The following is a 21987-nucleotide window of genomic DNA, read 5'->3' on the forward strand; positions in this document are numbered from 1 at the left end:
AATTTAATTAAAATAAATATATAAAAATAAATATATAAAAATAAATATATAAAAATAAAGCCGAACATTAAATATTCGGCTTTATTTAATCATATATCACTATTTATTTTTTATGCTTGTCATATTTAAACGTATGACAGTTACTGCATAATGGCTCTTTGGTTTTATGCTCTGCGTGACACTCTTGGCAAGGTAAGTCTTTACCGTAGTGAAGGTTGTTATGTGGGTTTTGCCACTTGTCTTCTTCACTTCTTGCCGTTTTGTTAGCCAACTCATCAACATCATGGCACTGCAAGCAAGACTGATCTGATGGGAACTGCTTGATGCCATTGTCATGACAAGCTTTACAATCTTTACCAATCACTTCTTTGTGGTAGTCGCGGATCTCAACGGCTTGTACTGATAAACTGGTTAGTCCGAGTAAAACCAGCCCAAGTATAATATTAAAGTTTTTCATTAATGATTCCTCTTGTTCACTGGTCTCGTTAGGCTTTCATGATGCTGCGCGCTGCTGTCATACCCATCACCATACATTCTGGGATAGAACAACTGCCTAAACGGCTGATACCATGGATACCACCACAAACCTCACCTGCGGCATATAGGCCACCAATAGGCTTACCGGTAAAGCTGTCTTTCACTTCTGCTTTAGTATTGATTTGTACGCCACCTTGGCAGTAATGCACTTTTGGCCATAAGCGAACCACGGTAAACGGCGCTTCAATGGTTTTATTTTTGGCTAAGGTCATGTCTTTACCAAATTGCACATCTTTGCCCGATTTAACGTAGCCGTTATATTCTTCAATTTGAGCTTTAAGCGCGTCTAACGGCACATTGAAGTGTTTAGCAAGATCTTCAACAGTGTCGAACTTCCAACCCACATTGTACTTAATCACTTTTTTAGTGTTTGGATGGTTTTTAGAATCTTTATAGCTTGAAATCAAGATTGGAGGGTACGGATTTCCTTTCTCATCACGACAGCTCAATTCGGCATCAGCACGAATTTTACGGTCAGCAATTTCATTCATAAAACGCTTACCGGTTAAACGGTTAACCGCTATTGAGTGAGGGAAGTTAAAGATGGCATAGTTAGACACATAACCAAAACCACCTTCGTCTGGCGATGCCCAAGGACCTGATTGGATGTGCGCTAAATGCACAGGTACTGCACCTAGGCGGAACATTTCAAACATGCCTTCGCCGGTAGCACCAGGCGCGTTAGTACAGCCAACTTCAGATGTTAATGTTGGGTCTTGTGCCATACGTAAATTAACGTTTTGCGCAAAACCACCGGTAGCCATAATCACACCTTTTTTGGCGCGAATATTTAACACTTTGCCGGGTTGGTCTTCACCAAAGTGGTAGTTGGTACGCATTTTAACACCAACCACTTCGCCATTTTTGCCGACTAAGAAGCCTTCAAATTTTGAACGATTGTGAGTGTGCACACCAATACGCTTACACTCTTTAAATAAAGGCTGAGTAATACCTGCGCCACAACTAACAGAGGTTTGGTAAGTACGTGCAACTGAGTGACCACCTAATTGTTGTAAGTATGGGTGGTATTCTGCACCTGCATCTAATGTCATTTGCAAAGCTTCAACGGCATGAGAGGCTACGTGTCTTAATAATGCTTCATCAGCGATACCGCGGCCTGACAACAATTGGTCATTCACCATTCTATCTACTGAGTCTTCTACGCCCTCTTTCTTTTGCATTGGCGTACCAGGTGCGGCAAATAAGCCACCGTTAATGGCTGAGTTACCACCAAAGTACGACATTTTTTCAAAAATATGGACATCTTTTGCGCCATGTTTGGTGGCTTCAATTGCAGCGGCTAAGCCTGCAAAACCAGAACCAATAATGACAATCTCAACTTCTTTGTCCCATTTAACACCGTCAGCCTTTTCAGACACTGCCATTGCAGGTGCTACCATTGCCGCACCAGCAGCAATACCTAGTCCAGCAATAAACTTACGGCGCCCTAACAAATCTACATTGCTCATAGGTCATCACCCCTTTTGTATAATTGACGATTTATCATATCGATGGAATCAATTCCAAAATGGGAACTATTGTTAATGTTTGTTGAAAAAACGCCTCAATGTTAACTAATCAATTATAGGTATTACTTTGCCCTCAATATGTTAGGTAGAAGTAATTTTGGAATAGAGTCCAATGTGTGAAGCTGGTTTTTTATCGTTCAAATCGTTAACATATTGAGCTGAGGACGACCTCAACCTAACCATAAGATTAGGTCTTCACCCGGGGACGGCCCCATCTGTTCAGTTTCAGACAGGAGCCAACACCATGCTGATTTATTCCAAACATACTGCTAATTTTTGTTCTTTTTTATATCAATTTATGCATATAAACTTGGTTATACCCTTGATTAAAAAAGTGTTTAACCCCGTAACTTACTTGCTTTTAGGGCTGAGTTTATTAAGCATAAATAGCCACGCAACAGAGCCTCAAGACCATAGCCAACATGCTAAGCACCCCGTCAAAATGGGCTTACATGGTATGCTGCTATTTGGCAGTCAGTACGGTCTTTTTGCGTCACATTTGCCTATGTTCCATCAACCGCACAATGCTCAGGTTGTGTTTAAATTGTCTTTTGCCGACCCTAAAATCCAGGCTGAGGTGATTAACGGCATTAACGTGTCTGCCAAAAGTGACGATCCTGTTTGGACCATAGTGCCTACCACTTTTGATTTATCTAGATTAGATCCCAAGCACTCTAATCACACTTCTCAGTTGACTGTAGATGTGGTGAAAGGACACTTTGAGCGTGGCGGTGAAATGCAATGGCAAGCGCAAACCATCAATGTCGATAAAATTGTGTTATTTAATCCATTACCTCTAGAAAGCGGCTTAAATAAATCGGCTAACAATGATTACCACACTCTGAATTATCACCCCGATGACAAGGTGCAATTTATTGTTAATACTCTTAGCGTTCGCCCAGATGCAGACCATATTGTTCGCATTGATAATGTGCAAACTCCACTACCAAGCCAATTAACACTTGCAGCAGACAAACGGCTATTTATCTCTGAAAAGCAGCTTTCATCAGCGTTATCTGGCAAGGAAAATGTCACACGGATTTACCTTGAATTAGGTGAACTAAAATGATCCAGCCGACCATTGCCGTCTTTCAGCATCATCCGGCTGAAGGGGTCGGACGCATTGAACTGTGGGCAGAACGTCGCAACATCACTCTTGAGTGCTTTTACGCCCCAGATGAATTGCCCGCATCGCTGATGAAATATCAGGGGCTAATTGTATTAGGTGGGCCAATGAATGTGGCTGATAACCCATTATGGATGCGAGCTGAATGTGCATTGATTAATCAAGCGCTTGAATTGCCACGCCCAATATTAGCCATATGTTTAGGGGCGCAGCTCCTGGCAACGCAACTGGGCGGCAAGGTCGTTGAGATGCCAGAGCCAGAGCTGGGTTGGCAACAAGTAAGCATTAATGGCAGCCAGGTGCTGGCGGTTCCGCAATGGCATTATCAAGCCATTGCCTTGCCACAACATATTGACGTATTGGCCTCTAGCGCCCTATGCCAGGTGCAAATGTTTCGCCACCAGCATGCTATCGGTTTGCAGTTTCATCCCGAATGGGACAGCAAGCAAATGACTCAGCTACAAGAGCATTTTGCAGATGAATGCCCTTTTAGTAATACGTTACCCCAAAATGCGCTGCACACCGAACAACAAAACCAACTGGAACAATTTTTGTTTGCACTACTCGATCAGCAATTCAAATCGGCCTAAATCTGTTGAGCTTTGCGGTTGAGCTTTGAATAAACCTCAACCTTAAAAGGCATCCAATGCTTTAATTATCTTCACACAGGTTTCGCCCTGCTGCATAACAACTTGGCTGACGCGGACATACAGCGCCACGCGAACAAATTAACCGTGCTTCGTTTTTAATTCCGCGTTCAATCCAATTAATATTAAGGATTTTCGCCACACTGGTGAGGTCTTTTTTAATGTGTCTAGGGATGTCAATTGAGCCACCATTACCCGCACAAGCTTGCTTTAAATCATTGGCAATCGACTGCGCATCTTTGCCTTGAGCCTCAATCGCCGGATTAAGATCGATACCAGCACACAACACATGTGGATTACCGGCAGAGTCATCGACTTTGATCGACTCACAACAATAAATCCGCGGCTCATTGCCGACATTTAATATCGATATCTGTGCTGACGTGCCTTCTGTGGGCTCGCTGATCATTCTAAATACCGCCCAATGCTGACACGGATCTTCCACCAAGCGCATATTGCCCCATGGCAGCGGGATACCATTGCCGCGATACACAGCTTTTAGTTTACCTGGCGCATAAGCATCAAAGTAATGCCAGTGAGTATATGGCGACACAACTGTCATGCGGCGCATGGCCACCGAGGCCGACACTTGTAATTGTTTATGCACGCTGATTTCATAACCGTGACGGTCAAGCAACTGCCGGTAAGGGACTTTAGGACACAATAGCGCGCCAGCAAAAAAGCTCGATTCAAAGTCACGCCAGGCATGCAAAATATCCTGTGCGTTTAATGTGTTAGATTGCGGAGCATAGGCATCTTCGGTGTCTTCTCTGCGTCCCGACATCATCACGCTTTTTAATCCGTCTTTGTTGTGTAATACACAATGGCCAATATGCACTGCTAAGTCATATTTAAGACGATTTGGTCTCGTTTTTAAAATATTACTAACGTAAATAGTGCCAGGCGGTTCAAAAAAGGAGGTGACTAATTGCTTGGAGCTCATCCCCCTTTCGTCCATCACTTCTTTTGGCGCACGATCAATCCACTTAATTTTTAACCCCATGCCTTTGGCAATATCCATAATGTCTTCAATGGCTAACGGCATGCGCTTTAAGCCCACCTCTTCTGCGGCGCGCTCCAGATCTGGAAAGTGGTTTTGGTGATGCTCCTGGTGTGCACGAATAAGCAAGTGAGCAAACTGACGACCACTGGTACCGGTTTGCGACAACATTTCAGGAATAGCGATTTGCAGAATGTCATTAGAAAACAAAAAGCTTGGTTCAAGCGGCATGCCGCTCACGCCACCTTTGTTGCCTTTTTCTGGCGTAATGGCTTCATCCTCTGGCACATCATCAAGAAACCATTCAACTTCTTTTTGAAATACAGCTGCCACAACGGCCAGCATATCGGCGCTCGGAACCCGTTTTCCGCGCTCTATCATCGATAAATATGACACCGAAGGCGCGTTACTCGAGTCAACACGTATACAACGCGCCGACAAGTCTTCCATTGTTAAGTTATTGCGTTTACGCAAGTTTCTTATCTTTGTGCCCAAAAAATGGGTCTTTCGCATTAAGCTTTTTTCATTTCTCATTTTGTATAATTCACAGTGTAAAATTTTTATTGTGAAATTCTTTGTAAAAATAGCATAGACTAAAAATCAAGCTGCTAACAAGGCTTAATACTAAACAAATAACAAAATTAATTTCTGACCTACTACACAAGAAGAGGATAAGGCGATGAATATGTCTACTCAAGCAAGCAACACAGCCACCCAAAACCTTAACCGCTTCATTGGCGAGCAATTTGTGGCGACAACGAACCAGCAAGATCGCAGCACAAATGCAAAAGACTTTTTGGATGCGCAATTCCCATTAGCCAATGGTTCACACCAAGATGTGTGCAGTTACGTGGTTTACTACAACCACTTGCTTGCCTTCTTAAAAGATGGCACCCAAAGTGGCTTACAAAATCCATGTCAATTTGTGGCGCTGACAGGCCATAAAACTGAGCCAACCTCTGTGGTATTAAAAAACAACGATACCCATGTAGAAATTTGTTTTGACCGCCTTGGCAAATTAGGTGCACAAGATTGTGCAAATATTGAAGACATTCAGGTATCGATGCCAATTAAAAATTTACCGACCCCTTACAAGCAGTGGATTAGTTTATTACACACTAGTTGCCAACCGACTGAAGGTAACTGCAAAGTGTTTACCGCAAAAGACGGTACCGATTACGCATTGCATCAACGTTAATGGGCTGTCGAGTTAACCCTCGCACCCATCACAAAAAAGGCTTCTCACATTATTAATGCGAGAAGCCTTTTTGTTATGCAGGCCAATCCACACTTAAGGCCAAAAGAAACGCGAATTTTGCATCACTTGGTTGATCGGCTCAAAGGGAATAGGGTTTGCCACGCTGTCTATTTGAGTCACGCTAAATTGCAATATGTGTTGCGAGCTATCACTTGTAAGTTGACTTAAATGCCCCCTGACAGTAACGGGGTAATCTAATTGCTCACCCGCCTTAATCATCACTACAGCATCGGTAACCAGAGTAAACGCTATCGCTTCACTGCTATTAATAGCAATGCGATACGCCGCTGCTTGTTGGGTTTTATTACGAATTTTAAGCTGATAGCTGTTTTCAACAATGTCATCACCGACCTCACGATATAAGGTTTGCCTGTCGCGGATCACGTTTAACTGAATATGACTTAACTGGCTCAAATCGATAATAATTAACCCAATCATTATCAGCAGTGCGCTGGCATACCCTAACGCCTTTAATGACAATTTACTCGGCTTTGGCTGGCCTTTTAGCTGGTTTTCGCTGGTAAAACTGATTAAATTTGGCGCATAACCAAACTTTGCCATGGTTTGATTACAGGCATCGACACAGGCACCACAATTAATGCACTCGTATTGCAGGCCATTACGAATATCTATCCCTGTTGGGCACACATCAACACATAAGTTGCAATCAACACAATCACCTAACTCGGTTTTTTCAGCGCGTTTACGTGGCCCACGAGACTCGCCGCGCACCGTATCATAGCTCACTGTTTTGGTATTTGCGTCAAACATCACCGCCTGAAAGCGTGAATACGGGCAACAATGCAAACACATCATTTCGCGCATCCAACCAGCATTTACATAAGTGCATATGGCAAAAAACCATACCCAGGCACCGGTCCAAAACCCGCTACTGAGCGTAAATATATCAATGTAGAGTTCACGCGCAGGCATAAAATAACCGATAAACCCACAACCTGTGAGTAAGGCAAACAGCATCCACGCTAGGTGTTTAGTGACTCGTTTACGTAATTTACTCAAAGACCATGGGGCATTATCTAATGCAGTACGGTGATGATGATTACCCTCAACTTTGGCTTCAACCCACATATACATAAACGTCCATGCCGTTTGCGGGCACAAAAAGCCGCACCACACCCGCCCCCAATATACTGTGACAAAAAACAGCGCAAATGCAGCCGCCATAAAAAACCATGCTAATACGGTAAAGTCCTGTGGCCATAACGTGATGTTAAAGAAAAAGAATTGCTGCTCGGTGACGTCAAATAAAATCGCCTGACGGCCCTGATAGTTAATAAAAGGCAGTAAAAAGAACAATACGATGAGTAAGGTATTGCTGTTCTGTCGCAAACGCTGAAAGACCCCTTTTTGTTCACGCACATGGATTTTTGCTGACGGCGTGGCGATTTGAACCACATCAATACGCTGTGAAGCTTTGAATTTATTACTTGATTGAGATGCTGACGTAACTTGAGCTGATGAGTTGGGCATAACGGGTTTCCTATAACGCGGTATTACCTTGCTATAGCAAAGACTAAGCCAACAAAAGAAAACGTTTAAGACTCTGATTTTATATGACTTTGTTTTGGATCGCCTATCAAAGTGTCACGATATATCGCTATAATGGCGATATATCGTGACTAATCGTGCATGAAAAAATATGTTATCGCTCAATGCCGAGCTTTTTCATACGAGACCGAAGGGTGCTGGCGGGCATGTCTAACATAGCAGCTGCACCTTGTGGACCAGAAATCCGCCAGTGCGTTGTGTTAAGCACTGCAACAATGTGCGCAGCTTCTGCTTGTGCCATGGTTAGCATTGCAGTGGTTGACGGCGCAGATCCCAGTGCCGGCAAAGTATTAAATGACAACTGACCGTTTGACGACAAAATAATTTCGCGTTCAATTAAGTTTTGTAACTCTCGCACATTACCCGGCCAGGTATATTGTTGGAGTTTTTTTAACCCTTGCGTGCTGACTTTGGTGATTTTTTTACCTAACTTATTACCTAGTGATGCCGCCAAATCGCTTACCAATTGAGGAATATCTTCACGGCGTTCGCGCAGCGGTGGCACTGTAATCGGAAATACATTTAAGCGATAATATAAATCCATGCGAAACAAGCCTTGTTCTACTCGCGCGGCTAAATCATGGTGCGTTGCCGCAATTAAGCGAATGTTCACGCTGATCGTTTCACTACTGCCGACCCGCTCAAAACGTTGCTCTTGAATCACCCGCAATAATTTAGATTGGGCAGATAAACTCAGCTCGGCAATTTCGTCTAAAAATAAGGTGCCATTGTGGGCTAATTCAAAACGCCCTTTACGGCGATGAGTTGCCCCCGTAAACGCGCCTTTTTCATGGCCAAAAAGTTCGCTTTCTAACAATGCGCTAGAAAATGCCGCGCAATTTACACTCACCATAGGCTGATCTTTACGATGACTTAATCGGTGCAAGCTGCGGGCTACAAGTTCTTTGCCTGTGCCATTTTCACCGCAAATAAGCACTGTGCTGTCGGTGTTTGCCACTAAATTAATTTGTTGGGCTAATTGCTTAATCGGCTGGCTGCTACCAGAAAACCCTAACGCACCTTGCTGGCCTTGTAACTCGGTGAGTAAATATTGATTTTCTGACGCGAGGCGCTCAGACAACGCCTGAACTTGAGCTAATGCCTGCCTTAGTGATTGCTCTGTATGCTTTTGCATACTCACATCACGAAATATCGCGATAACGCCAATCAGCTTTTGGTGATGATAAACCGGGGTTGAACTGTAATATACCGGAAAACTACTACCGTCTTTGCGCCAAAACACATCATCAGACACCTGACGCGGTATGGCGTCATGTAATGTGCGATAAATCGGGCAATCATGTTGCGGATAATGGCTGCCGTCTGCATGGCTATGATGATGGCAATCATGAATGTTTTTGCCAATTAACTCGGCGCTTTTCCAGCCGGTCATTTGCTCTGCGGCTGGGTTAATAAACACCGCATTACCCTCTAAATCAAAGCCATACACCCCTTCGGTCATGGCATTTAGCAGTAAGGTATTTTCTGGTAAAAAGTGACGCGATGAACTAGGTTTATCTAACGTAGAATGAGACATATTGTGGGCGTTGCTGCAAAATAATATCTACAGTATAGCCGACTCACGATATATCGCGAATTTATCACCCCATCTGTAATGACTTAGATGCTTTTTACACATGAATGTTTGTAGTAGATTGATAATATCGACAATAAATAGAGATAATAGCTCAGTAAAATAAGCTAAACTAATAAAAATAAAGCTTTTTAAGTCAATTGAGACTTACTGGTATCAGCACTTAAACACATTATTTTGCCATTTTCTGTTGCGTGTTGCGTGTTGAGGCGCATATTGAGATATTCAAGTTATTGCTACCCTATTACACCAATTTGGATAAATAATTGATCAGAGATTACGTAGAGAAAATCGTTTAGAATAAGGCAGAAATTGCAGCTAGCTAGTACCATTTCAATTTAGTTATGATCGATTGAGCTACCATTCCAATGGTAGCTCATCGGTCTTTATTAATACTTTCAAAGAACGACTTTCTCTCGGCGTTCGGCTGATCAATTTGTCTGTTTCTAACTTCAAAATTGTCTGATGAACTGTTGGGGCTGAAACACCAAAGTACTTCTGGATATCAGCCTGAGCTGGCGGATACCCATTCACTTTGCTGTAATAATAAATGAAAGCAAGGTATTGGCCTTGCTTCACACTAAATGCGGAATTAATTTTTTTCTCTGTGGGGATCGACATTTTTAAGGCTTTGTGATCAATTATCGTCTTTGATAGATGAGAGTATCATGCCATGAATATCACTTACCTTGTAGAGTTGACCCAAGAAGAACTGCACACCTTAAAGACTTTATTAAGCAAGGGCCTACACAATGCTCGCTTGTTAAAACGAGCCAACATACTGTTGCTTGCAAACCAACATCAACACAGTGATAAAGATATCAGCCAGTTACTCAATACCAGTACCTCTACTATTTACCGAACCAAAAAACGCTTCGTAGAAGAAGGACTGAAGGTCGCACTCGCCGAAGGAAAACGAACAGGGCAACCCAAATTACTCTCAGCTAATGATGATGCAACATTAGTTAGCATTGCTTGTAGCGAGCCACCAGATGGCCGCGCTCGCTGGACATTATCACTCATCGCAGACAGATTAATTACGCTGACAGAGCTTGAAAGCGTATCGCTGGAAACCGTCCGTCAACGGCTTAAAAACAATGAATTAAAACCATGGCAAAAGAAGATGTGGTGTATTGGCGAGTTAGATAGCGACTTCATTGCGCAGATGGAAGAGGTACTTGATATTTATGCAATGCCTGCGGATGAAAAACATCCTGTGGTTAATTTTGATGAAGCAATGAAACAACTGGTGTCACATGTGAAACCGCCCAAATTAGCTTCGCCAGGACACTTAGCTAAAGAAGATTACGAATACCGGCGTGAAGATGTGGCCAATATCTATCTGATGTACGATAGGCATAGAGGCTGGCGACATGCTAAAGCAACAGCAACCAAGAAACGAGAAGACTTTGCAGCGTGTATGCGGGATTTGGTTGATGTTCATTATCCTGATGCCGATAAAATCCACTTGGTTTTAGACAACTACACAACGCACTCCCCAGGCTCTTTATACAAAGCTTATCCAGCAGCAGAAGCTCGGCGTATCTTGAAGAAAATTGAATTTCACTACACCCCAAAACATGCCAGTTGGTTAAATATGGTAGAAATTGAGATAGGCGTGATGAACAGACAATGTTTGGATAGACGAATTGGCACGTGGAATGATCTGCGGCTTTCTCTTAAGGCTTGGGAAACAACCAGGAATAACGAGAAGGCTAGTATTAATTGGATGTTTGATGTAGATAACGCCCGGTCGAAACTCAACCGAGCTTATAAGTTTTTAAACAGTCAGAATTAAATGGAATTAGTACTAGTTGTTCTACCTTAAAAATTTTTAACGACGTGATAAGCAATGCAAACCAGTAAGAATGGTCACATTCTTGTGCTGATTGGTGTTAATGCCATAAGTAATTGAACTAACCCGTAGGTAATAAAAAGGCCAATACATGCCAGTAACGCGATTAATGCAACCTTTATTGTGTCTAGCTTATTTTATGGGCACGAGTGTAAGTGCCGGTACATTCACGGTAAACGTTACCGATAATGGCGGTGAACGTCTAGGCGATGCTGTAGTAGAGTTGATCCCAACGGCGAAAACCGCTGCCACTTTGCCTACAAATAAACACTATGAAATGCGTCAGCAAAACCGTGTGTTTTCACCTTTTGTATTGGCTGTACCGCAAGGCGCTCAAGTCGACTTTCCAAACTTAGATCGCACCCGACATCATGTGTATTCGTTTTCAGAAGCGAAGCAATTCGAACTTAAATTATACGTAGGCCAGGCTGAGTCTCCTATTTCATTTGAAAAACCAGGATTGGTCGCCATTGGCTGTAATATCCATGATTATATGCAAGCCTTTATCTATGTTGCTGCCAGCCCTTATTTTGCGGTTAGCAACGAGACAGGCTTAGCAAGCATCGACAATATACCCGATGGCGAATACCAAATCAGGCTTTGGCACCCTTGGCAGTTAGCTGATCCTGCGCCCACAACCATAATGATAAATGACGCTAACAATCACCTTACCGTTAACATTGATGTTAAACGTGAAGAAAAACCCTCTTCACCACCGAGTGGTTTTGGGGTTCAACATCACGTAAGTACTTACATGGGACAACATGCCAAATAGTTTTCGCAGTAGGCTAATTATTGCTTTTTTACTCATTTTAACGCTTATGCAGTTAACTACGGCTTTATTTGTGTTAACTGCCATGCAGCGTGATTACCGCCTGCAACAAACTCAAAACTTAAAGATTGGTTCAAATGTATTTGTAGAAATGCTGTCTAACCGCAGCGAACAGCTTAACCAAAGTTTATCTATTTTGAGTGCTGATTTTGGTTTCAAACGCGCCATTGCAACTGGCGAGCAAGACACTATTTCGTCGGTACTGGCAAATCATGGCAGGCGTATTAATGCCGATGCGGTGATGCTGTTATCTCCTGATGGCAAACTCTTATCATCGAGTTTACAAGGGCTGAGCGCTGCAGATATCAGTGAATTATTTGCGTTAACTAAAAACCGCTCCACAGGGTTTGAGATATTCAATTACAACCACAACAGCTACCAATTTGTATTGCAGCCTGTTAATGCGCCTCGGTTAATCGCCTGGGTGGGCATGGGCTTTTCAATGGACCATAATGTCGCTGAGCAGGCCAAAAGTATTACGGGGATTGATATTAGCTTCATTAATCAATCTGGTAGAGTTGATATCGTATCTACCCTACCAGCAACAGAGCAGCAACAAATACTGGCCAATATCACTCAAATAGCTCAAGCAGACGCTAGCGTAAATGACGATATCCCAACAGGGTACTTATCTACGTCGATTTCGTTAGACAAAAGTAATATTAATCAATGGGCTGTGTTACATCAGTCAAATATTAAGTGGCAGCAAAATTACGATGCGCTACGCAATAAAATGCTTATTGTATTTGCACTTACCTGCTTATTAACATTTTTAATTGCTGCATGGTTTGCTGGCAGTTTAAGCCGTCCTATTTATGCTTTAGCCAATTTTGCACGTAAAATTGGCCAAGGTGAAAACCCTCACCCGATTAAAGACGCACCAGCTGAATTGCAGGTATTGGTCGATACCTTATCTGTTATGCGCGACAACATTGAGTCTCGTGAAGAAGATTTAGTCTATCAATCACAACATGATAACCTCACCGGCTTATACAATCGTGCGGCAGCAAAACAGCAACTAGGCCCATTATTGACACAAATGCTCGGCAGCATTGTGATGATAGACATTAAAAATTTCCGCCATCTCAATAATATTATCGGTTTTGCTAATGCCGATAATTTGCTGGTTTTATTTGCAAGCCGACTAGAAAGTTTATCGCCTACTGCAGCGCTTATTTCCCGTTTAGACGGTGACTCGTTCCTATTATTATTCCAACCCAGCATCAGTAGCGCGCAGCTGGATGCTTATATACAACAGCTCACTAAACCTTTTTCGATTGAGGGCTCTAAAATTAGTGTCAGTGTTAGGGTTGGCATTGTTGAGCTATCAAGTGATTACGAAGCCAATGATATTGATACCATCATTCGCCATGCTGAAATTGCAGTCAATCAAGCTCGAACAGAATCTCTGGGGATTGCCATCTACCAACAAGGTGAAGACGAGCGTTACCTTCGCGAATTAATGATTATTCGCGATCTGCCAGTGGCCTTAAGTCATGGTCAATTTCATTTAGTGTATCAACCCAAGGTAGACATCCACACCAATCGGTGCGATAGCGCCGAAACCCTCATTCGCTGGCAACATCCGCAATTAGGCTTTATTCCACCAGACGAATTTATTCGCCTCGCCGAAAACTCAGGTAATATTTCGATAATAAGTGACTGGGTATTAAACACGGCTATCACCCAATTAGCACTATGGTGGGCTCAAGGTATTTGTATCAAAGTAGCCATTAACTTGTCGGCGCATGATCTGACCAATGCTCAATTACCTCAGGATATCAATAGGCTGTTAACTGATAACAATCTACCCATTGAAGCACTTTCTATTGAGGTCACTGAAGGTGCAGTCATGAAAGACGCACAAGCGGTTATCGCTGTATTACAGCAATTTAGGCAAATGGGTATCGCCATTGCTATTGATGACTTTGGAACAGGGCATTCGTCGTTAGCATATTTGAAGTTATTGCCCGTTAACGAGGTCAAAATCGATCGCAGTTTTATTAAAGATATACACACTGATGCCACTGATTTAATGATTGTCGACACCAGTATTCGACTCATTAAAGGGCTCAATTTATCAGTCGTCGCAGAAGGTGTTGAGTCCTTGAAAGGTATTGAGATTTTGCGTCAACTCGATTGCGATATTGTACAAGGTTATGTGTACTCAAAACCTCTTAAAGCCGCTGAGTTTATTGCCTGGCAGCACAATTTTAATCAATCCAGCGTAGCCGTTAACCCACAGGATAATGAGCATTAATGAGCCGACTTATATTGTTACTGAGCCTACTAGTAATGGCTAATCAATCTGTATTGGCAGACACAAGCAAAGTAATTGCTACTGGCGGCGCAACAACCATTGAAGGTTCTGCTGGCGGCGGTATTGTGCCGTGGGCTGTGATAAATGGTTACGCCAGTTCAGAACAATGGTCTCTGACCGCGATGCACTCTCAGGTAAGTGTTGACGACTTTAGCCTTCAAGCTATTGGCGCCTCATTAAGCATTAATAATCGCGTTGAAGTAAGTTTAGCTAAACAAACGTTCGACCTTGATACCATGGGCGGCAAACTTGGTCAGGACATAGTCGGTATAAAGTACAAATTGGCTGGCGAATTATTGTACAGCACGCTACCGCAAGTCAGCTTAGGGCTTCAGTACAAAAGAGTGGATGATTTTGGTTTACCTCAAGCTGTCGGTGCGCGCAGCGACTGGGGACTTGATGCTTACCTTGCTAGCAGTAAAGTCTTTTTCGATGCCATTGCTGGGCGCAACCTGGTAACCAACTTAACCTTAAGAGCAACTAAAGCGAATCAAACAGGGTTACTGGGATTTGGCAGTGCAACCAGCAATAACTATCAATTACTCGCCGAAGCCTCCATCGCGGTATTGCTAGCTGACAACATAGCACTGGGTTATGAATACAGACAAAAGCCCAATGAACTTAGCTTTGCTAAAGAAGATGACTGGCAAGACATTTTTGTAGCCTGGTTTATTAATAAGCACTGGTCTGTTGTAGGTGCTTATGTTGATTTAGGCAGCATTGCAGGGTTTGAGCAGCAACAAGGTTGGTATTTATCCATTGAGGGGACACTGTAATGTTAACCACTCGACCGTATTTTAGTACGCTAATGCTTGGGTTATTACTCATGCTGACAGCCTGTGCAAACTCACCGACTAGTTTATATCAGCAATTAGGAGGTAATGCCGGTATTAGCCAAATTACCGACCATTTTTTAGTGAATCTATCGCAAGATAAACGCATAGTGCATCACTTTGCACACACTGACATAGCGATATTTCGTCAACGCTTGATTGAACATTTATGTGTGGTCAGCGGTGGAAACTGCGAATACAAAGGCGCATCTATGTTTGATGCTCATATTGGTTTACACATTAGTCAGGCAGACTTTGATGCCGTTGTTGGCCATTTAATTGATGCGCTTAAACAACAACACGTGCCTATCGCAACGCGTAATGCATTATTGGCTAAGCTAGCACCTATGTATGAAGATATTACCTACCACTGATATCAGCTCGGCAGGCTCAAACAATAAGGTTAATAAAAAGGCGTTGGGTCGAGTTCTAGCGCACCTGGCGATATACCGCGCTCAATGTTTACATCTGCTTTTAGTAAATCCACCATGGTGACTTCGGTATAGCGTTTGTGCTTAAGCGAGTAAAAACATTTTACCACGGGGTGTAATGCATCACGCCCTTTTGAGTCCCATACAATACCCACTCGCTCATCCGACAATTGCACCAGAGACCCGACAGGATACACCCCCACACAACGAATAAATTCGTATACTAACTTTTGGTCTAAATGAAAGGGGGTCAAACTGAGTAAAATCTTAAATGCAGCCGCGGGACTCATGGCCTCTTTGTAACATCGAGTAGCAGTTAACGCATCAAAAATATCCACAATGCAACTCATGCGGCCATGTTGTGGGATTTGCTCTTCAGTTAAACCATTAGGGTAGCCTTTGCCATCAAGTTTTTCATGATGCATTAAACACACATCTTTACTCACCTGCGACAAGCCTTTAGTTTCGTTCATGATTTCTATTGCATAGACTTGATGCAACTTCATGTGTTCAAACTCTTCTGGCGTTAATCGCCCAGGTTTATTAAGCACTTCACTGTCGACTTTAATTTTGCCAATATCATGCAAAATACCACCCACAGCCATTTGCTTTAGCAATTCACGATCTAGCCCTAAATGCTTACCAAAAGTCACCAGTAAGAAAGCGACATTGATAGAGTGCTCAAGCAAATAGGCATCTTTAGTACGCAGCGCAGAAATACATTTAAACGCATCGGCATCGTCCATTACTGACTCAATCATTTTGTCGGCAACGTCTTCAATTTGGCCGACCTCGATGGGTTTACCCCCAAAGGTTTCTGACATCACTTTTTTGATTAAGCCCTTGGCTTCAGCAAGTAATTTTTTAGCTTGCGCCTGTTTTCCGTCCCGGGTGACAGTAGCTTTACGCGCTAAAGGGTTGGCTGGGTTATTAGTGCGATTGGCTTTTTTTAATCCACAGGTATCTGACGATCGCTCTATATCGACCCACACAACTGTAATATTGTTCTTTTTAAGCTTAACAATGGCATCGCGGTGCTTGATTTGGCCTGGGTTGCGAATATCAATTTTGTTTTGTTGGCGATCTATCGCCGTTACAAACATGCCTAGGGCAAGTTTATCAACAGGGATCTTAATGACATTACTTGATTCAACAGAATCACTCATGCACACACTCCGGGAAGAAAAACGTAAAATGTGGTTGCCTAACGCAATAACCACAACTAGTTTGAACGAACTTTGTTAATTCACCTAGTGTTTTTGCTCAACTATCGTAGTGGACTCACAGTAATTTTAGATTAATGCTAGCCCACAATCCATGAACAAAAATAACCTTTTTTTTCATTTTATGACAAGGATATTAAGCCAATCCCCCCCCAATGACACGCGTTAAGTAAGCGCTTACAAAATAATGCCCAGTGCAATGCATCAAAAATCATCCTCTTATCGCTTTAACGATTATATTAGTAATTCAGATCACACGATTTAACCTTGCTAATTGACACTATTTAACAGCTTTATTACCGTAACGAAGTTGCAGATTTACGTGGGGCATTTCTTATTGGATCACATCTTTTCATCACATCTGAATGAACTGATTACTAAGCTTAACCAGCTCAGTAAGGTACCTGTACGCGAATCGATTATTCAATTATCGGTAGACGCACCGGCATTGCCTTTACTTTCTTGGTTAGCCGCACAAAATCAATTCCCAAAATTGTATTGGCACGGCAGAGACAGAGACGAAGATGTTGCAGCTATTGGTGCCTGTAAAAGCTTCTTTGTTGAAGAGCATGCCGATGACAATGTTTTAGCACAAATTTATCAACAACAACGCAATAAAACCAACCAACAAGACATTCGTTATTACGGGGGCCTTGCCTTCGACCGCACAGTTGAAAGCTGGCCAGAATTTGGCCGAGCGCACTTTATATTACCGCGTATTGAATTACGCCGAAATGGCAATAAAATCAGGATACTGCTTAACCTTAATTTTGATGGCACAGATCCTCAGCAAGAAATTCAAGCCGCATTGACAACGATAAAGCAGGTGCAAAAACCAAGGCCGTTATCACCGCCTCATAAAATGTCATTAATGGGGCGTAGTGATTTGCCACGCTATGAACGCTGGAAAGAATTAGTAGAGCAAGTCACTCAAGATAAATTTAATCAAACTACGCCTAAAGTGGTGCTATCTCGCCATACTCAAATTGATGTTAACGATGACATTGATCCATGGACTGTATTAGCGTGCTGGCAGGGCCGAAACCCCAACAGCTTTCAATTTGGTTTTCAATTTAGTCAACAGCGCGCTTTTATTTCTTGCTCTCCAGAACGCTTATATTTACGTCGCCAACAGGAATTATTTACCGAGGCTTTGGCGGGTACCACAGTGCGTGGGCTAAATCCTGATGAAGACAATTTACTCGCACAAGCATTACTAGACGATATAAAAAATAGCAATGAAAATCAGCTTGTTAGGCAACACATTGTTAATGTGCTAACACCGTTAAGCCAATATGTCGGGGCAGACGAACACCCCAAAATTTTTAAACTCAACCATATTCAACATTTACACCGTTCAATTAGGGCTCAAATTAAACCAGGTGTTAGCGACTTTGAATTGCTGCGAGCATTGCACCCTACCCCCGCTGTTGGAGGATTACCACGAGAAGCCGCACTCAACTTTATCCGCCAGCGCGAAGGTTACACCAGAGGCTGGTATGCCGGAGCTTGTGGCTATTTTAATCGCAACGAATCTGAGTTTTCGGTGGCAATCCGCAGTGCATTAATCGAACCGAGACGAATCAATTTATTTGCCGGCGCAGGTATTGTGGCAGGATCAGATCCAATAGCCGAATGGCAAGAACTCGAAAATAAACTCGCCACGGTGCTGTCTATTTTAATCGACTTTTAACCCAGTATTCGCCGCTACTACAGCGCCATTTGTAACAAATAGCCCTGGCAATCTCTTTCGCTTGCTCAATACCCATGCTATTATCCTGCCCCCGCGTTTACCCCTGCTTTGAATATCGCCTAAATTTGGGTTGCAAAGCGGTAAAATAAAGTAAATGCACTCATAATGATAATATTCTCTGTCGCAATGATTGATTAGCGAGTGTGGTGGCAATAACGCTGCGCAACTCACACATATCAATACTGCTAAACACATAATTAGCGGGTTCCCTCACCCCGCGCTAACCCCATTAAAAAGGCCACAAGATGTTGCAATTATCCCAGGCGAAGTATCGCCGAGCACTGATGCTATTAGTCAGTTTTCATATCTTAATTATTTGTGCAAGTAACTACCTTGTTCAATTACCTTTCCAGTTGTTTAGCTACCACACCACTTGGGGTGCATTTAGCTTCCCGTTTGTGTATTTAGCCACCGATTTAACCGTAAGGATTTTTGGCCAACAAGCGGCTAGAGGCATTATTCTCAAAGCAATGATCCCTGCGTTATTAGTGTCATATTTAGTGGGAGTATTATTCCATCAGGGCCAATTACAAGATTTTGCAGCTTTAGCACAATGGAATAGCTTTGTATTTCGCATTGCCTTTGCCAGCTTTGTGGCCTATTTGATTGGTCAGCTAATGGACATTACTGTGTTTGCTAAGCTGCGCCGTGCTAAAGCATGGTGGGTGGCACCAGCGGCCTCAACGTTAATTGGTAACTTGGTCGATACCTTGGTGTTTTTCAGTGTGGCTTTTTACGCCTCAAGCGATGCTTTTATGGCAAGCCACTGGCCTGAAATCGCCACTGTCGACTACGGCTTTAAGTTGATCGTGAGTTTAGGATTATTTTTACCTGCTTATGGCGTGCTATTAAAAGTACTACAAGACAAAATTTTGTTCGATAGTCCTAAAGCCGAAGAACAAATCATTATAGAGGCAACTAAGTAACCTGAATTAGGTTAAGTAACCTCAACTCATCAAGCTTAGTGGCTCAATAACACTAAGCTTGATATTAAAGCCCAGACCATTTAGCTCAGCTTGCTCATAGTGTAATACCATTGTTTAACTTTGTGGTGTTATGCCAATCAAACACTTCCCTCTCAACACGGTGGACTATCGCCACCTAAGCCCTGAAAGAATATTTGAGTGAAACCATTACATTGTAAAGATCTAAACTTATTTTGGATAATTACTTGCAAACACAAATGAGAATGATTACTATTAACTTGCGTTCCAAAACTCAGTTTACTCAATAGAGACTTCATCACCTTTATGAGTTTGCAGAGTTCGCAAGCACGACATTGCTCACACACTCTTTGTGGCCGGGATTTTTTCCCGGCTTTTTTTTACCTGTTTTTTACCTAGGTTTTATCGCCAAAATGTAGGCCGTCATACGGCCCAAGTTGTTGATCATCTTTTGCTTTATGATAAAGACCAATAGTAAACACGGTACCGACATTGAGTGTAGATTTCACTTCAATTGTGCCACCTAGGCGCTTAATAATGCCGTAGCTTAGCGACAAACCTAAACCTGTTCCGTCTTTGCGGGTAGTGTAAAATGGATCAAAAATCCTGCTTAAATCTTCTTTTGAAATCCCAATGCCTTCGTCTTCAACCTCAATTTTAACCCCTAGAGATTGTTCATTTTCAATCCAATCGTAGGCACGAACCCAAATTCGGCCATCATTGTTAACCGCGTGAGCCGCATTAACCATAAGATTAATGAGCACCTGTAATAGTTGTGGACGATTCACCTCAACCATTGCGGTTGCAGTTAATTCCTTCACCAAGGTCACTTGCTGCTGTTCAATGGAATGTCGAGCCAATAGCAGTACTTCTTCGACAATCGGCGTAATGGCTTGGGATTCAATAGGTGCGTTAAACTCTCCCGGGCGGCTGTATTGCAATAAACTGCGGATAATTGTGGTGATGCGGCCTACTTGTTGGATCACCAGCTCAATTTCTTCTTCGACGGCTTTTGCACCATCGCCAAGCTCGTATTTTAGCAATTCCATGTTGCCCAAGATCACCGCGGTGGGGTTATTGATTTCATGGGCAATACCCGCAATTAACTCACCAAGTGCAGTAAGTTTTTCATTGGTGACCAGTTGCTGCCTAGTGGCATGAAGTAGCGCGACGTTTCGCTCAAGTTCTTCAGTTTTATCTTGTAAGCTACGGGTGCGTTGCTCAACTTTAACTTCAAGTTGCTCAGCTGCCGCCTGAATTTGTGCATTTCGTCGCTGTAACTGGTCAAGCATGCTATCAAACTGCTGTGCTAATTGTGCAAGCTCGTTTTCCTTGGTTAATTCCAGCTTACCAATGCGAATATTGCGCCCCGATTGCACAGCGGTTACCACCTGATGAATATACTCTATAGGTTGTAACAGGCTATTGGCGCCGCGATAAACCAAAAAGCCCGATAGAAAAAGCACTATGACTAAAATGGTTCCTAGTTCGATTATGTTCAACAAATAGTTGTGCAAAAATGGCGCTTCAGAAAACCCAGCGTATACCATCCCGACTCGCTTTCCACGAATATCATACAAAGGCGCATATGCCGATATATACCAATCGTTAAACACAAAAGCACGGTTTATCCAGTTTTGTCCTTCAACTAACACCTGCTGATAAACCTCATCTGACACTAATGTGCCAATGGCTCGGTTTTGTTGATTGGGGTGACTTGGAAATTGCTCCAGAGGCACATTTGTACTAACTCGAATGTTGTCTAAAAATAATGTCACAGTACCAATAGAGCGCTCTGGCAGCGTGCCAGGGGCATACACTAGATCGCGAATATGGTCGACTATGACTGTATTTCGATTAAACAACATTCCGCCGTCTAAATACCAAAATACATTACCAGACAGGTCGGCTATTGGCATTAATGTACGGCTGATTAAACCTCGGGTTTCAATGCTTTGCACTGGTTCGGATGCATACTTTGTGGCTACGATGTCAATTTTAGCCTGTTCAGCTAGGCCTACATTAATGTGAGCGAGCCGCGCATTAGGCAGCACCATTAAGCCTGATATAGCTTGTTGTTGGGTCTGGTATAACATTAAACGTAAATCAGGATCTGCCGCAGCATCGGCCACACTGATAAGCCGCAAAAAATCTAATCCTAGGCTTTGTTGTTTTTGGATCAGTAAAATATTGAGTGCGTTAATTGCTGCTTCATTTGGCTGTGGGTCGTTATGATTGAGCAATTGAAAAGCATGTTGAAAGTCCCACGATCCGCTTATGGTACTTAACTGATGCTGCTGCCGCTTTTGCACTTGAGATAAGGAACTTTGAGCAACAACGAGATCAGCGTTGACCTTCATAAACAATTGCTTGCCTGTGTATATCACATTCCAATAAATGGTGATAAAAACCAGGCTAATTAACGTTAATACGATCGGCAGTAAGGTTAAAAACAAAATACGATAACGAACCTTTGACTGCATTTGCTGCCAACTGATCCCAAAGACTCGAGTAAACACCCCCGAAAACATAGCCA

The 21987-nt window shown here is 42.8% G+C and carries 18 protein-coding genes; 10 read left to right on the plus strand and 8 right to left on the minus strand.

The features are described from left to right. Positions 1–103: 103 nt before the first annotated feature. Both K8B83_RS01165 and K8B83_RS01170 read right to left on the minus strand, forming a co-directional pair. Positions 104–457, minus strand: a complete 354-nt coding sequence (locus tag K8B83_RS01165; protein WP_188739059.1) for a cytochrome c3 family protein — start codon at positions 455–457, stop codon at positions 104–106. Between the two features lie 28 nt (positions 458–485). Continuing rightward, positions 486–2006, minus strand: coding sequence for a flavocytochrome c (locus tag K8B83_RS01170; protein ID WP_188739058.1), 1521 nt, complete (start codon positions 2004–2006; stop codon positions 486–488). 304 nt (positions 2007–2310) lie between these two features. Between K8B83_RS01170 and K8B83_RS01175 the strand changes: the two genes are divergently transcribed. Beyond that, positions 2311–3135, plus strand: coding sequence for a hypothetical protein (locus tag K8B83_RS01175; protein WP_223418986.1), 825 nt, complete (start codon positions 2311–2313; stop codon positions 3133–3135). Next, positions 3132–3782, plus strand: coding sequence for a type 1 glutamine amidotransferase (locus K8B83_RS01180; RefSeq protein WP_188739056.1), 651 nt, complete (start codon positions 3132–3134; stop codon positions 3780–3782). The genes K8B83_RS01175 and K8B83_RS01180 overlap by 4 nt, the downstream gene beginning before the upstream one ends. 61 nt (positions 3783–3843) lie before the next feature. Here K8B83_RS01180 and K8B83_RS01185 read toward each other — a convergent pair whose 3' ends face one another. Further along, positions 3844–5373, minus strand: coding sequence for a DUF3612 domain-containing protein (locus K8B83_RS01185; RefSeq protein WP_188739055.1), 1530 nt, complete (start codon positions 5371–5373; stop codon positions 3844–3846). A 151-nt stretch (positions 5374–5524) separates the two neighbouring features. Here K8B83_RS01185 and K8B83_RS01190 point away from each other — a divergent pair, with 151 nt between their 5' ends. Then, positions 5525–6037: an aldolase/citrate lyase/malate synthase family protein gene (locus tag K8B83_RS01190; protein WP_223418988.1), complete on the plus strand. Its 513-nt coding sequence runs from the start codon at positions 5525–5527 to the stop codon at positions 6035–6037. A 93-nt stretch (positions 6038–6130) separates the two neighbouring features. Here K8B83_RS01190 and ccoG read toward each other — a convergent pair whose 3' ends face one another. The 3 genes from ccoG to K8B83_RS01205 form a co-directional block, all read right to left on the minus strand. Continuing rightward, positions 6131–7588, minus strand: coding sequence for a cytochrome c oxidase accessory protein CcoG (gene ccoG, locus K8B83_RS01195; RefSeq protein WP_188739053.1), 1458 nt, complete (start codon positions 7586–7588; stop codon positions 6131–6133). A gap of 172 nt (positions 7589–7760) precedes the next feature. Further along, positions 7761–9203, minus strand: coding sequence for a sigma-54 interaction domain-containing protein (locus K8B83_RS01200; protein WP_188739052.1), 1443 nt, complete (start codon positions 9201–9203; stop codon positions 7761–7763). A 414-nt stretch (positions 9204–9617) separates the two neighbouring features. Beyond that, positions 9618–9881, minus strand: coding sequence for a LexA family protein (locus K8B83_RS01205; RefSeq protein WP_223418192.1), 264 nt, complete (start codon positions 9879–9881; stop codon positions 9618–9620). 52 nt (positions 9882–9933) lie between these two features. On the opposite strand from K8B83_RS01205, the gene K8B83_RS01210 reads away from it, so the two are divergent. From K8B83_RS01210 to K8B83_RS01230, 5 genes are all read left to right on the plus strand, one after another. Continuing rightward, positions 9934–11058, plus strand: a complete 1125-nt coding sequence (locus K8B83_RS01210) for an IS630 family transposase (RefSeq protein WP_223418185.1) — start codon at positions 9934–9936, stop codon at positions 11056–11058. A gap of 148 nt (positions 11059–11206) precedes the next feature. Then, complete coding sequence (locus tag K8B83_RS01215) at positions 11207–11890, plus strand: cupredoxin domain-containing protein (RefSeq protein WP_188739051.1); 684 nt, start codon at positions 11207–11209, stop codon at positions 11888–11890. After that, the gene (locus tag K8B83_RS01220; protein ID WP_188739050.1) at positions 11880–14207 is read left to right on the plus strand and encodes a bifunctional diguanylate cyclase/phosphodiesterase; all 2328 of its coding nucleotides are present in this window, start codon (positions 11880–11882) and stop codon (positions 14205–14207) included. Before K8B83_RS01215 ends, K8B83_RS01220 begins: the two co-directional genes overlap by 11 nt. Positions 14208–14242: 35 nt before the next feature. Beyond that, positions 14243–15043 carry a DUF3034 family protein gene (locus K8B83_RS01225; RefSeq protein ID WP_373284899.1) on the plus strand — a complete coding sequence of 267 codons (801 nt, stop codon included), beginning with the start codon at positions 14243–14245 and terminating at the stop codon, positions 15041–15043. Continuing rightward, the gene (locus K8B83_RS01230) at positions 15043–15474 is read left to right on the plus strand and encodes a group I truncated hemoglobin (protein WP_188739048.1); all 432 of its coding nucleotides are present in this window, start codon (positions 15043–15045) and stop codon (positions 15472–15474) included. The genes K8B83_RS01225 and K8B83_RS01230 overlap by 1 nt, the downstream gene beginning before the upstream one ends. Before the next feature lie 29 nt (positions 15475–15503). On the opposite strand, the gene K8B83_RS01235 is transcribed toward K8B83_RS01230, so the two are convergent. After that, on the minus strand, positions 15504–16697 hold the full coding sequence (locus tag K8B83_RS01235; protein WP_188739047.1) for an HD-GYP domain-containing protein: 1194 nt from the start codon (positions 16695–16697) through the stop codon (positions 15504–15506). A gap of 394 nt (positions 16698–17091) precedes the next feature. Between K8B83_RS01235 and K8B83_RS01240 the strand changes: the two genes are divergently transcribed. Together K8B83_RS01240 and K8B83_RS01245 are read left to right on the plus strand one after the other, a co-directional pair. Further along, on the plus strand, positions 17092–18447 hold the full coding sequence (locus K8B83_RS01240) for an isochorismate synthase (protein ID WP_188739046.1): 1356 nt from the start codon (positions 17092–17094) through the stop codon (positions 18445–18447). Between the two features lie 305 nt (positions 18448–18752). Continuing rightward, positions 18753–19433, plus strand: a complete 681-nt coding sequence (locus tag K8B83_RS01245; RefSeq protein WP_188739045.1) for a 7-cyano-7-deazaguanine/7-aminomethyl-7-deazaguanine transporter — start codon at positions 18753–18755, stop codon at positions 19431–19433. A gap of 413 nt (positions 19434–19846) precedes the next feature. On the opposite strand, the gene K8B83_RS01250 is transcribed toward K8B83_RS01245, so the two are convergent. Beyond that, positions 19847–21982: a sensor histidine kinase gene (locus K8B83_RS01250; RefSeq protein WP_188739072.1), complete on the minus strand. Its 2136-nt coding sequence runs from the start codon at positions 21980–21982 to the stop codon at positions 19847–19849. Between the last annotated feature and the right edge of the window lie 5 nt (positions 21983–21987).

Origin of the sequence: Shewanella inventionis (genome assembly GCF_019931735.1) — a bacterium.
GTDB lineage: Bacteria > Pseudomonadota > Gammaproteobacteria > Enterobacterales > Shewanellaceae > Shewanella > Shewanella inventionis.